Source organism: Anaeroplasma bactoclasticum (assembly GCF_003550015.1).
Classification (GTDB): Bacteria; Bacillota_I; Bacilli_A; order Acholeplasmatales; family Anaeroplasmataceae; genus Anaeroplasma; species Anaeroplasma bactoclasticum.
Map to the genome: position 1 here is coordinate 1 of NZ_QXEV01000039.1, position 14,361 is coordinate 14,361.

Annotated in this window: 12 protein-coding genes; all 12 read left to right on the forward strand. The window is 33.3% G+C overall.

Features of this window, described 5'->3' with window-relative positions:
• Positions 1-248: 248 nt before the first annotated feature.
• Positions 249-1,121, forward strand: a complete 873-nt coding sequence (locus EI71_RS09270) for an aspartate carbamoyltransferase catalytic subunit (RefSeq protein ID WP_162849934.1) — start codon at positions 249-251, stop codon at positions 1,119-1,121.
• On the forward strand, positions 1,118-2,320 hold the full coding sequence (locus tag EI71_RS09275; protein WP_119016961.1) for a dihydroorotase: 1,203 nt from the start codon (positions 1,118-1,120) through the stop codon (positions 2,318-2,320). Before EI71_RS09270 ends, EI71_RS09275 begins: the two co-directional genes overlap by 4 nt.
• A gap of 12 nt (positions 2,321-2,332) precedes the next feature.
• Positions 2,333-3,439 (forward strand): glutamine-hydrolyzing carbamoyl-phosphate synthase small subunit, encoded by a 1,107-nt coding sequence (gene carA, locus EI71_RS09280; protein WP_211321100.1) that lies wholly within the window; start codon positions 2,333-2,335, stop codon positions 3,437-3,439.
• A complete protein-coding gene (gene carB / locus EI71_RS09285; RefSeq protein WP_119016962.1) occupies positions 3,417-6,596 on the forward strand; it encodes a carbamoyl-phosphate synthase large subunit in 3,180 nt (1,059 codons plus the stop codon). Before carA ends, carB begins: the two co-directional genes overlap by 23 nt.
• Before the next feature lie 4 nt (positions 6,597-6,600).
• Complete coding sequence (locus EI71_RS09290) at positions 6,601-7,329, forward strand: dihydroorotate dehydrogenase electron transfer subunit (protein WP_119016963.1); 729 nt, start codon at positions 6,601-6,603, stop codon at positions 7,327-7,329.
• Positions 7,329-8,237, forward strand: a complete 909-nt coding sequence (locus tag EI71_RS09295; protein WP_211321101.1) for a dihydroorotate dehydrogenase — start codon at positions 7,329-7,331, stop codon at positions 8,235-8,237. The genes EI71_RS09290 and EI71_RS09295 overlap by 1 nt, the downstream gene beginning before the upstream one ends.
• A gap of 1 nt (position 8,238) precedes the next feature.
• Positions 8,239-8,925, forward strand: coding sequence for an orotidine-5'-phosphate decarboxylase (pyrF, locus tag EI71_RS09300; protein ID WP_119016964.1), 687 nt, complete (start codon positions 8,239-8,241; stop codon positions 8,923-8,925).
• A gap of 1 nt (position 8,926) precedes the next feature.
• Positions 8,927-9,574 carry an orotate phosphoribosyltransferase gene (gene pyrE / locus EI71_RS09305; protein ID WP_162849936.1) on the forward strand — a complete coding sequence of 216 codons (648 nt, stop codon included), beginning with the start codon at positions 8,927-8,929 and terminating at the stop codon, positions 9,572-9,574.
• A 153-nt stretch (positions 9,575-9,727) separates the two neighbouring features.
• Positions 9,728-10,249, forward strand: coding sequence for a GNAT family N-acetyltransferase (locus EI71_RS09310; protein ID WP_162849937.1), 522 nt, complete (start codon positions 9,728-9,730; stop codon positions 10,247-10,249).
• Between the two features lie 61 nt (positions 10,250-10,310).
• Positions 10,311-12,140 carry a 1-deoxy-D-xylulose-5-phosphate synthase gene (gene dxs / locus EI71_RS09315; RefSeq protein ID WP_119016966.1) on the forward strand — a complete coding sequence of 610 codons (1,830 nt, stop codon included), beginning with the start codon at positions 10,311-10,313 and terminating at the stop codon, positions 12,138-12,140.
• Positions 12,134-12,649, forward strand: a complete 516-nt coding sequence (locus EI71_RS09320) for a GNAT family N-acetyltransferase (protein ID WP_119016967.1) — start codon at positions 12,134-12,136, stop codon at positions 12,647-12,649. Before dxs ends, EI71_RS09320 begins: the two co-directional genes overlap by 7 nt.
• Positions 12,650-12,755: 106 nt before the next feature.
• Positions 12,756-14,361 (forward strand): hypothetical protein (locus tag EI71_RS09325; protein ID WP_211321102.1); only part of this gene is annotated, 1,606 nt, incomplete at its 3' end.

Consider the following 14,361-nt stretch of genomic DNA (forward strand, 5'->3'; position numbering starts at 1 on the left):
GTTAGAAGAATGGATAGCCTACTTGATACACTTGAAGAATTATTGAAATAACAAACGCTTCCATAAATAATCTTTATAGGTTTATGCTTGAATGTATGGAGATGTTGTGATATTATAATGTCAATAAGCTTTAAGATAGTCCAGAGAGGCTAACAAGATACTGTAAATATAATAAGGGATTACTTTATGTTGATTACTAGTTGTCTAGTCTTTTTGGATTAGGCAACTATTTTTTTTGAGGTGAAATCATGAGAGGTTTACTAACATTAAAAGATTTATCAACAGAAAAAATTCAAGAGCTTATCCGTTATGCGGAAAAGCTAAAGAAGGGATTTAGAATCCAATATCCGGACAAGAAGATTGTGACTATGTTTTTTGAAAACTCCACAAGAACTCATTATTCCTTCCAAGTAGCATTAATGAATTTAGGTATATCTGTTGTTGATTTCGACACAAAGGAATCCTCTGTCAATAAGGGAGAATCCCTATATGACACAGTTCGTACATTTGAAGCACTTGGAGTTGATGGAGTTATTATTCGTCATTCTAAGGATGATTATTATAAAGACCTTGAGACAATTCGTATTCCTATATTTAATGGTGGCGATGGAAAAGCAAATCATCCAACGCAATCTTTATTGGATTTAATGACAATCCATGAGGAATTTGGAAAGTTTGAAGGTCTTAAATGCTGTATATTGGGTGATATTTCACATTCAAGAGTTGCCCACTCAAATATTGAGGTCATGCAAAGATTAGGTATGGATGTATATATTTCAGGACCTGAGGAATTCAATGATCATAGTGCTCCTTGGATTTCTGTAGATGAAGCAGTAAAGACAATGGATGTCATAATGCTACTAAGGATTCAATTTGAGCGTCATCAAGAAAAAATGGGGATGAGTAAGGAAGAATACCATGAGAAATATGGTATGACCGTTGAGCGCATGAAGGCTATGAAGGATAATGCAATCATCATGCATCCAGCACCAATCAATAGAGGGGTTGAGATTGCCGATGAGGTTGCAGAATGCGAAAAGTCTAGAATTTATAAACAGATGACAAACGGAGTTTATATCCGTATGGCAGTCATCTCAGATGCATTGGATGGTAACTTATGATTTTAATTAAGAATGGTAGTATTGTAGTTGATGACAAATTAGTAAAAAAGGATATTTTAATTAGCGGAGAAAATATTATTGAAATTCGTGATAATATCGAACGCGATTGTGAGATTATTGATGCGAAGGGCTGTTTAGTTATGCCTGGTGCAGTAGATGTTCATGTTCATTTTAGAGAGCCTGGCTTTACAGAAAAAGAAACAATTAAAACAGGCACAATGGCTGCGGCTAAGGGTGGTGTAACAACTGTTATGCCAATGCCTAATTTAAACCCTTGTCCAGATTGTTATGAAAATCTATTAGTTGAAATGGATATTATTAAGCGTGATGCAATAGTCAATTGCTATCCATATGGAGCTGTATCCGTTGGAGAAAATGCAATAGAGCGTGCAAAGATTGAAGAAATTCATGATTTGGTATATGCAATTAGCGATGATGGAAAGGGCGTAAATAACACAAGCCTTTTGGAAGATGTTATGAGGCTTGCTAAAAAATATGATCTTATTATTGCATCTCATGCAGAAGATACTGTTGATGGGTATTTACCACAGGGGGAATATGTTGCAGTAAGAAGAGAAATTGAGCTTGCAAAAAAAATAGGCTGTAGATATCATTTTTGTCATATGTCTACGAAAGAATCCTTTGAGGCTATAAGAAAGGCAAGAAGTGAAGGATATACAAATATTACCTGTGAGATTACACCTCATCATTTAGTTTTAAATGAAGAGATGATAAAAAATGGTAACTTTAAGATGAATCCTCCACTAAGGAGTGAAGAAAATAGAAAGGCTACAATTGAGGCCTTAATCGATGGTACAGCACAAATGATTGCCTCAGACCATGCACCTCATACAGAAGAGGAAAAGAATAGAGAATATAATAAGTGTCCTAATGGTATTCTTGGTTTGGAAACCATGGTACCAATTATATATACAGAGTTTGTTAAAAGTGGTATAATAACCCTAAGTCGTTTTTTAGACCTAATGGTCTATAATCCAATTTCAGTGTTCCGTTTACCAAAAAGAGATTTAAAAGAAGGATATCCTGCAGATATTGCAATTCTAGATATAGAAAATCCTCATACATATACAAAAGAGGAAATCGTATCTAAGGGTAAGAATAGCCCATTCATTGGAAACACATATTATGGTTTCCCTAAATATACATTAGTAAATGGAAAAGTAGTTTATAAAAGCTAAGGAGTGATTATTGTGAACAACAAGAAGCTAGTTTTAGAAAACGGAATGGTTTTTGAAGGCGAAGGCTTTGGTGCCAACAAGGAAAAGCTTGCAGAAATTGTATTTAATACATCTGTAGTTGGTTACCAAGAAATCTTATCTGACCCATCCTACTGTGGACAGATGGTATGTATGACCTATCCATTAATTGGAAATTATGGTTTAACAGATGAAGATTATGAATCTAAAAATGTATTTATGTCAGGCTTTATTGTACATGAATATAATGATATCCCATCCAATTTCCGTTTCACAAGAACATTAGGAGAAGTTATGGAAGAGGCTGGAGCTGTTGGTATTTCTGGTGTGGATACAAGAGAAATTGTAAGACTTATCAGAGATAATGGTTCTATGAAGGCTTTAATTTGTGATATTGATAAGCCATATGAGGAATGTATGAAGATGATTCATGAATATCAATATCCAAAGAATCAGGTACCTACTGTTTCTACAAAGAAGGTATGGTATTCTAGAACTCCAAATCCTCAGTACACTGTTGTATGTGTCGATTGTGGTGTAAAGCTAAATATTATTAGAAAGCTTAATCAGGCTGGTTGTAATGTTGTAGTTGTTCCATATAACACTACCAAAGAAGAAATATTAAGATATAAGCCAGATGGACTATTCTTATCCAATGGTCCTGGTGACCCAGAAAATGTAACACCAGTTATCAATTTAGTAAAAGAGATGAAAGGTGTTGTACCTATTTTAGGTATTTGTCTTGGTCATCAAATGATTGGTCTTGCTTATGGTGCAAAGACTTATAAGATGAAATTTGGTCACCGTGGTGGAAACCATCCGGTTAAGAATTTAGATACAGATAAGGTAGAGATTACCTCTCAAAACCATTCCTTCGCAATTGATATTAAATCCTTAGAAGGAACGGGATTAAGACTTACTCATATCAATTTACTTGATAATGAGGCTGAAGGTATGATGGATGATATAAATGGTGTAATTGCTGTACAGTATCACCCAGAATCTGCAGCAGGTCCTGAGGATAGTGAATATATTTTCAATCGCTTCATGGACCTTATGAAGAAGGGAGGTGCTTCTAATGCCAAGAAGAACAGATATTAAAAAGGTAATGGTCATTGGTTCAGGACCTATTGTCATTGGTCAGGGAGCAGAATTTGATTATGCAGGAACACAGGCTTGCCTAGCTTTAAAGGAAGAAGGCTATGAGGTAGTACTTGTAAACTCTAACCCTGCAACAATTATGACAGATACAAAGATTGCAGATAAGGTTTATATGGAACCACTTGATCTTGAAAATGTTGCCAAAATTATTCGTTATGAACGTCCAGATGGACTTATATGCTCTATCGGTGGTCAAACAGGCTTAAACTTAGGTATGCAGCTTGCAAGAAAGGGTATTTTAGATGAATGTCAGGTTGAATTACTTGGCACATCTGCAAGAGCTATTGAAAGAGCTGAGGACCGTGAGCTTTTTAAAGAGCTATGTGAAGAAATTGGTGAGCCAATTTTGGAATCTATTACTGCAACAAACCTAGATGAAGTAATTGATGCAGCGAACCGTATTGGTTACCCAATCATTTTAAGACCAGCATTTACCCTAGGTGGTACAGGTGGTGGATTTGCAGATAATGAAGAGGAATTAATTCCACTTGCAAAGAATGCACTTAAATTATCCCCTGTTACTCAGGTATTAGTAGAAAAATCCATTAAGGGATTTAAAGAAATTGAATATGAAGTATTAAGAGATAAAAATGATACTGCAATAGTAGTATGTAATATGGAAAATGTAGACCCTGTTGGTATTCATACAGGAGATTCTATAGTAGTTGCACCATCTCAAACATTAACAAATAAGGAATATCAAATGCTAAGAAATGCTTCCTTAAAGATTATTCGTACACTTGGTATTGAAGGTGGATGTAATGTACAGTTTTCCCTAGACCCATATTCCTTCCAGTATTATGTAATTGAGGTAAACCCAAGAGTATCTCGTTCCTCTGCCTTAGCATCTAAGGCATCTGGTTACCCAATCGCAAGAGTATCTGCTAAAATTGCTTGTGGCTTAAGACTAGATGAAATCAAAATTGCAAATACACTTGCATCCTTTGAGCCTACACTTGACTATGTAGTTACAAAGATTCCAAGATTCCCATTTGATAAATTTGCAACTGCCAATAGAAGCCTATCTACTCAGATGAAGGCAACTGGTGAGGTAATGAGTATTGGTAGAAATATTGAAGAATCCTTACTTAAGGCAATTCGTTCTTTGGAAAATAAGGTAGACCATATTGAGCTTCAATCCTTAAAGCAATTATCCTTAGAGCAGCTATTAGAATTCATTTCTAATCATACAGATGAAAGAATTTATGCAATTGGTGAAGCCTTCCGTAAGGGTGCAACAATAGATGATATCTATTTTGTAACTAAAATTGATAGATACTTCCTTGAAAAGTATTCTCATATTGTATCCTTAGAAAATGAAATTACTTCTAAGCCATTTGATTTAGATACAATGAAAATGGCAAAGAAATATGGATTCGCTGATTCATGGCTTGCTAAAGCATGGAAATCCAATTACAAGAAGGTATATCAGTTCCGTAAGGAGAATAATATTTACCCAGTATATAAGATGATTGATACATGTGCATCTGAATTCTCAAGCTATATTCCATATTTCTATTCCACATATGAGCATGAAAATGAATCTATTAGAAGCAATAAGAAAAAGATTGTTGTATTAGGATCTGGTCCAATTCGTATTGGACAGGGTGTAGAATTCGATTACACAACAGTTCATGCTATTTGGGGTATTCAAGAAGCAGGCTATGAAGCAATTATCATTAACAATAACCCAGAAACAGTATCTACCGATTATACAGTTTCTGATAAATTATATTTTGAACCATTGACATTTGAAGATGTTATGAATGTTATTGATTTTGAAAAGCCAGAAGGAGTAATTGTTGCCTTAGGTGGACAAACAGCAATTAACCTAGCAGATAAGCTAGATGAGGCAGGAGTTAAAATCTTTGGTTCAAGTGCAAAAGCAATTGATACTGCAGAAGATAGAGAATTATTTGAAAATGCTATGCAAGAAATCAATATTCCAATGCCAAAGGGCTATGGTGTATTCTCTGTTGAAGAAGCAGTTAATGCAGCAAATGAAATAGGATATCCTGTACTTGTTCGTCCATCCTTTGTACTTGGTGGAAGAATGATGCATATTGTATATGATGAAAAGGTATTAAGAAGTAAGGTAGAAGAGGCTGTAGCCTTTGATAATGAGCACCCTATCTTAGTAGATAAATATGTATCTGGACAGGAATGTGAAGTTGATGCGGTATGTGATGGAGAGGATGTCTTCATCCCTGGTATCATGGAGCATATTGAGCGTACTGGTGTACATTCTGGTGACTCTATGAGTGTTTATCCTCCATATTCTTTAAATGATGAGGTAAAGAAAACTATCGTTGATTATACATGCCGTATTGGTAGAAAGCTAAATATGGTAGGTTTATACAATATTCAGTTCATTGTAGATAAAAACAATATGGTTTCTATTATTGAGGTTAACCCAAGATCAAGCCGTACTGTTCCATTCCTTGCAAAATCTACAGGTGTACCTATTGCGAATATCGCAACTAAGGTAATGCTTGGGGCTAAGCTTAAGGATTTAGGATATGTTGGTTTAGCACCAAATCGTAAGAGATGGTATGTAAAAACTCCAACATTCTCCTTCACTAAGCTTGCAGGACTTGATGTAGTATTATCACCTGAAATGAAATCTACAGGTGAAGCAATTGGATATGATTATTCCTTAAATCGAGCATTATATAAGTCTTTAAAGGCTTCTGGTACAAGAGTTGCAAACTACGGTACAATCTTAGCTACTGTATCCGATTCTGATAAGGAAGCAGCATTACCACTTATTAAGAGATTCTATAATCTAGGATTTAATATTGAAGCTACAAGTGGTACTGCAAGATTCTTAAAACAGCACGATATTAGAACAAGAGTAAGAAAAAAGCTATCTCAAGGATCTGAAGAAATCTTGGATTCTATCAAGAAGGGCTATGTTACTTATGTAATTAATACAGCTACAGAGGGTGTAAATACAAACGAGGATGGAAAGATTATCCGTCGTGCCGCAATTGATAATAATGTTGCAGTATTTACATGCTTAGACACAGTAAGAGTATTACTTGATGTATTAGAAGAAATAACAATGGGAGTTTCAGTAATCGATAAGGAGGATTAATCCTATGAAAAATGTCATGCTTAAGATTGCTGGTAATGTCAAGGTGGGTAAGGATTTATACCTAATGCGACTTGAAGGCGATGTAAGTGAGATAAAAAATCCTGGTGAATTTATAAATATATTACTTCCAGGACATTATTTAAGAAGACCTATCTCTGTTTGTGATTTTGATGAATCTCATGTGGATATCTTATTTAAGATATTAGGACATGGTACTAAGGATATGTCAGAATTCAAGGTAGGTGATATGCTAGATTGTCTTATTGGACTTGGTAATGGATTTACATTATATAACGATAAGAAGCCACTACTTATTGGTGGTGGAATTGGTATTGCACCACTTATTGGACTTGCGAAAAGGTTTAACGAAATGGGAATTAAACCAGATTTAGTTTATGGCGCAAGAAGTAAAGACGATTTAGTATTACTTGATGTATTAAATGAATTATGTAATGTTACATTATGTACAGATGATGGTTCAGTTGGATACCATGGAAATGTTGTAGATTGCATAAATAAAAATAATATAAGCTTTGATTATTACTATTCTTGTGGTCCATATAGAATGCTTGAGGCTGTTGCGAAAAGCTTTAAGGATGGTGTAGTATCTATGGAAGCAAGAATGGGCTGTGGCTTTGGCGCATGTATGGGATGTTCCATAAAGACAACCAATGGTCCAAAAAGAGTATGCAAGGAAGGCCCAGTATTTATAGGAAGCGAGGTGGAGTTTTAATGAACCTTAAGGTAAACTTTTTAGGTAAGGAATTTAAAAATCCAATCGTTCCTGCATCTGGCTGCTTTGGCTTTGGATATGAATTTGCAGATCTATATGATATCAATATTTTAGGCTCCATTTCTTGTAAGGGTACAACCTTGAACCCAAGATATGGTAATCCCTTACCTAGAATTGCAGAATGCCCTTCAGGCTTAATCAATTCCATTGGACTTCAAAATCCTGGTGTAGATAAGGTTATTAGTGAAGAATTAGTGAAATTATCTAAGGTATATAGTGATAAGGTTATCGCCAATGTTGGTGGACATTCCATAATGGAATATGTAGAAACAGTAAAGAAATTTAATGATTGTGATAAGGTATTTGCGATTGAGCTAAATATCTCATGCCCAAATGTATCTGGTGGAGGTATGGCCTTTGGTGTAGACCCAGATACAGCATTTAACCTAGTTTCCCAAGTAAAAAGAGTATCCAAAAAGCCACTTATTGTTAAGCTTTCTCCAAATGTAACGAATATAGTAGCTATGGCACAGGCTGTTGAGGCTGCAGGGGCAGATGCGGTAAGCTTAATCAATACTATGGTTGGTATGAGAATTAATTTAAAAACAGGCCAGCCAATCATTTCTGTAAAAAAGGGTGGATATAGTGGACCTGGTATATTCCCAGTCGCATTAAGAATGGTTTATGAGGTATCCCATGCGATATCTATTCCAGTCATTGGAATGGGTGGTGTTTCTAATGCATATGATGTATTAGAAATGATGTATGCAGGAGCATCCTTAGTAATGGTTGGTGCTCAAAATTTAGTTGACCCATACGCTTGTAAAAAAATCATTGAACAATTACCTCAAGTAATGGAGGAATATAACATTACAAATTTAGAAGAGATTATAGGAAAGGCAAAGTAATATGAGAGACGTAATTATAGCTTGTGATTTTAAAAACCAAGAAGAATTATTCAAGTTTTTAGAACCATTTAAGGGTGAAAACCCATATTTAAAGATTGGTATGGAGATTTTCTATAAGGAAGGACCAGAGCTTGTTAAAAAGCTTCATCAGATGGGCTTTAAAATATTCTTAGATTTAAAGCTTCATGATATTCCAAATACAGTAGAAAAGGCAATGAGAAACCTAGGAGAATTAGGTGTTGAAATTACAAATGTTCATGCTGCAGGTGGAATTAAGATGATGGAAGCTGCAAGACGTGGTCTAGATGCAACTGAGGCTGGAAAGAAAACAGAATTAATTGCTGTTACAATGCTTACAAGCATTTCCCAAGAAGCCCTAGAGGATGAGCTATTAATTAAAGAAAACTTAGCTGATGTAGTAAAAACTTATGCATTAAATGCGAAAAAGGCTGGTTTACAGGGTGTTGTATGTAGTGCACTTGAAGCACCTATCATTAAGGAATTAGGATTAATTTCTGTAACACCAGGTATTCGTTTTGCTGATGATTCTGTAAATGATCAAAAGAGAGTTGCTACTCCTTCATATGCTAAGGAGCTAGGTTCTACATATATTGTTGTAGGTAGAAGTATTACTGCTGCAGAGGATCCTCTTGCAGCCTATAAGAGATGTGTTAAGGAGTTTTGTTAAAATGGATGAGAAGAAATTAGCAATTGATGTTGCAAAGAATTTATTAAAGATTAAGGCAGTATTTTTAAAGCCAAATGACCCATTCACATGGGCATCAGGTATTAAGTCCCCAATTTATTGTGATAACCGTCTATCCTTATCTTACCCTGATGTAAGAAGAGTTGTAGAAAAGGGTTTAGCAGAAACAATTAAGCATTATTACCCAGATGTAGAGGTAATTGAAGGTACATCTACTGCAGGTATTGCACATGCTGCAATCGTATCTGAAATCTTAGGTTTACCTATGGGCTATGTTAGAGGTGGCGCTAAGGATCATGGTAGAGGAAACCAAATAGAAGGTATCGTACCAGAAGGAAAGAAGGTAGTTGTAGTAGAGGATTTAATTTCTACAGCTGGCTCATCACTAGAGGTAGTAGAGGTATTAAGAGAAGCAGGTGCTAATGTGCTTGGCATTGTATCTATCTTTACTTATGGTCTGCAGAAGGGCTTAGATAGACTTAATGCCGCAAACTGTGAAAACCATTCCCTATCTAATTTTGAAACTCTAGTACAGGTTGCTGCAGATGAAAAATATATATCTGAGGCAGATATAAAGAAGGTATTAAAATTCCAAAAGAATCCATCTGATCCATCATGGATGGAAGAATAATTAGCTTTAGCATAAAAACTAAAATAAACCGAAAATTATAACTGAAAATTGAATTTCAATGACTAAGAGCTGGATAGTTTAACTATCCACTCTTTTAATTTAGGGCTAAATAGTGTAAAATAAATCCAAATGACCAAGGGATTGGGTGATAGTATGTTAGAAACAAAAAGACTTATTATCCGTAGGCTAAAAAAAGAAGATACACCTTATGTTTTAGCTATATTAAATACGGATTACGCAAATCAATATAATATTACTGGTCCTATTAATGAGGCTATTGTATGGAAAATGGTAGAGTATTCCTTGTCTTTTGTAATTCTATTAAAAGATACAAATGAAATGATAGGTATTGTTGGTGTTGAAAAGGACTATTTAAGATATAATATGAAATCAGTATCCTTAACCTATGTATTAAATCAAAAATATGAAGGAAATGGATATATGTATGAAGCATTAAAGGAAATCATATATGATATATTTACTCGTCTTGAAAGAAAGCTTATTTCCTTAAGAATTGCAAATTTAAACGAAAGAAGCATTAATCTTGCGAAAAGATTAGGCTTCCATTATGATGGAATGATCAAAATGGGAACTAGAAAAGAAGATGGAACCATTTATGATGATTTATTATTTACATTAACAAAAAAGGATTTTGAAGAAAACATAGAACTATAATAGGATTGATTGTTTTCTTTTTCTTTGGTATAATTTTAAAACTGAAAGCATTGGTGATAATATGTTTGATTTAGAAAACATAAAGGATCCATCATTTGTAAAAAGCCTAAATGTAAAAGAACTAAAGGTACTAGCAGAAGAAATTAGAGCATTTTTAATTGAAAACATTTCTAAAACTGGTGGTCACCTTTCCTCTAATTTAGGTGTTGTTGAGCTTACGATTGCACTATACTATGTGTTTGACCCAAAAGAAGTTGATGTCTTATTTGATGTAGGACATCAATGCTACACTCATAAAATTCTTACAGGTAGAGCTAAAGAATTTAAGCAATTAAGACAATTTGGTGGATTAAGTGGATATATAAATAGAGAAGAATCCGAATATGATATTTGGGAATCTGGTCATTCTTCCACATCAATTAGTGCCATGAGCGGCATTATGCTTGCATCGAAAAAAAGATGTATCTCTGTAATAGGAGATTCATCTATTATGAATGGCGTTGCGATGGAAGGCTTAACTTTCTTAGGTCAGATTAAAGGAATTAACCCAGTTGTAATTTTAAATGATAACAAAATGGGAATTACTAAATCTGTAGGTGCTCTAACAAGAGCACTAACAAGATTAAGAGGCTCTAAATTCCATGTAGGACTAAAAAGAGTTTTAACGAAAATTTTCCCTAACTGGCTACATGTAGCCTGTCATAAAATAAAAAGATCCTTTAAAGCATTAATCCAAAAGGATAATGTATTTGAGGATTTAGGATTTGATTATTATGGACCTTATGATGGAAATGATATTGTTCCATTAATTAAAGCATTAAAAAGAATTAAAATTCAAAAGGAGCCAATTCTTTTACATGTACTTACCAAAAAGGGTAAGGGCTATGCTCCAAGTGAGGCAGATACTACAGGTAATTTCCATGGTGTTGAACCATTTGATATTAAAACAGGCAAGCCTTTAGTTTCTTGCGATGATAAAATTAGCTATTCTAAGCTAGTTGCCAATTATTTAGTAGAAAAAAGAAAAACAAAGGAATTTAAGGTTATCACTCCTGCAACAAAGGCTGGAGCTAAGCTAGATGAATTCAATGATAAATATCCAAAGGATTTTTATGATGTTGGTATTGCAGAAGAACATGCAGCAGTAATGGCTGCAGGTATGGCTATTGCTAAAACAGATGTTGTATTACTTATGTATTCTACATTTGCTCAAAGAGCATATGATGAAATATTAAATGATATTGCAAGACAAGATTTAAAAGTAATTTTAGGCTTAGATAGAGCGGGTATTGTTGGTGAGGATGGTATTACTCACCAAGGTATTTATGATGTATCTATGCTACTTTCTATGCCAAATATTATTGTAACTATGCCTAAGGATGCAGAAGAAGCAATAGGCTTATTCAATTATGCTTTTACACAAAAACATCCATTTGCTATAAGATATCCTAGATGTAAGCTTCAAAAACAAGAATTAGATTATAATCAAATTTGTGATTTATCATGGCCTACATTAAGAATTGGTAAAAAGGGTATTATTATTTCTTATGGACCTGATGTTGAAAGATTAAATCATTTAGTAGAAGAAAATAATTTTGATTTAACAGTGATTAACGCAAGAAGCTTAAAGCCAATTGATTCTGATGCACTTGAAAATGCACTTGCAACAAATCTTCCAATATTGGTATTTGAACAAAATGTAGCATCAGGTACTCTATATTCTAAAATACTAGAATATAAAGAAGAGCATGGCTATACAAATAAAATTTTCTTCCATGGCTTTAAACCAGGTATTGAAATTACCTTTGGCTCATTAGATGAGGTTTATAGCCATTATGGCTGGAGTGATAGTGAGTTTATTAACTTCATTAAGGAGAAGCTATCATGGTAAGACTTGCAACAATGGAAGATATTGATTCTATTGCTATATGCTTAAATGATGCCAAAAGATTTTTAAAAGCTTCTGGCTTAATTCAGTGGAATGGGCCATCCGGTAACCCTGAGATTGAAACCTATATCGAAGATATAAAAAGAAGACATTGCTATGTATGTGTAAGAGATGGTGTAATTTCTGGTGTTGCAACATTTATGGGACATGAAAATGAATATGATCAACCACTCGGTAATTGGCTTACTAATGGCAATAACTATACAACAATTCATAGAATTGCTGTATGTGATAAGGCAAGAAGCCAAGGTGTTGCTACGGAATTAATGAGGTTTGCAGAAGTATTTACTAAGAATACAGGAAGAGTTTCTATAAGAATAGATACTCATCCAGAAAATCTAATTGTGCAAACTATGCTAAAAAGCTTAGGCTATACTTATTGTGGGTATGTAATATATTCTTATATACCAGTAGAACCTAAAAGATTAATATATGAAAAGCTAATGAAATAATCTCCCTCGTGGAGATTTTTTCGATTTTTAATGATAAATACTATCCAGAATCTTTTCTTACTTTTGATTTAAGGTTATAATTAAATAAATATACGGTAGAAAGAAGATGAATAATATGGCAGTGACACTAAATCAAGGTTTAAGGAATTATCAAGAAAGTATTTCTCATGAAATAGGCGGAATAAGTGCTCAAGTAAATCTATGCCCAAGTGCTTCTAATATTCTTTTAATAATCCCTTTATTTAAGACAATTGGTGTTGGTGTTATGACACCATCATTAATCTATAATTATCAAATAAGGAATAGCGGAGGATTATTTAGTGGAGCTCATTTTACCTATTTTCCTACACTATATAAAAATGGCTCTAATATTTATATAAACAATCCTGATGGGACTGTCGATTATTATAATGGATATAATAATGTCAATCCGGAAACAGAATCTTATGTGTATTATTCCTATGCAGGTAGAGATCTTTATATTTTAAAAGATAAATATGAAAATAAAATAGAATATTTAGAACATAATTATAGCCTTCCATATAGAATTCTTTATAAGAATGGTATGACTATTAATGTTCAATCATCTTCAAATATTCCAATGAAAATAGATAATGTATGTGGAGATGAAATATACTTTTCTTATAATGGGTCTTATATCACAAATTTAATCTATTATAAAAATAATGTCATAAAATATAAGACATATCTTTCTTATACAAATAATAAATTATCTGGTGTAGAAACTAAAGTAGTAGATAATAATATAGAAACCACTATAGAATACTATACTATTACTGAATCAACGAACTCTTTAGTAGTAAAAGATGAAATAATGAATTATAGTTATACTTATACACTTAATAATGATAATCAAGTAATATCTTTTTATGATTCATATTATCCCACAAATATTACTTCAATATCCTATAGTGATACAACAACTACTGTAACAGATATCTTTGGTAAGACATCTAAATATTATTTTTGTAATGGATTACCAAACTTTTATTTAGATTCTTTAGGATATATAAATGAAAAAAGCTATGATTATATAACAAAAAGAATTAAAGAAGAAAATCGTTATCCGTTATTAAATCCAAAACCAAATTTGCTTCCTGTAAATATAAGTGGGTTTAGTCATTCAACTGGTCTTTCTGTTACTTCTTATAGTGAAACTGATACGAATTATGATTTTATAACCGATAAGTATAAAATCGTAGGTACCGATGATACTGCAAGCTACTTAATTCATGAATCAGGTGCCTATTTAGATACTATACAGTTTATATTTTATGTAAAGGTATTAGTGGAAGGGGAAAATGATTCTAAATTAAACGTTTCATTTTCTATCGGACCAAAATCAGTCTATAGAGCTATTGATTTAAATTATAAGGAAGGATACCAATTCGTTTCCTTAGAACTAACCGCATCTTATAACTATACATATATATCTATGAACTTTGAGGCTAAAGGAGTTCAAGCTGTAGTTGGTGGACTTTCAGTAATAAGAAATACTGGATTAAAGAGTTATACCTATAATGATACGAATTTAACTTCCTTTAACTCTAAATATAATAAGAAGGATTTAGAATATGATAAGAATTTAGTATCAAGTAGTGTAGGAACAAACCTACCAGCAACAAATTATAAATATGATAATAGAAACAATATAACAAAAGAAGAAAAACCATATTTGTTGGATGTAAATA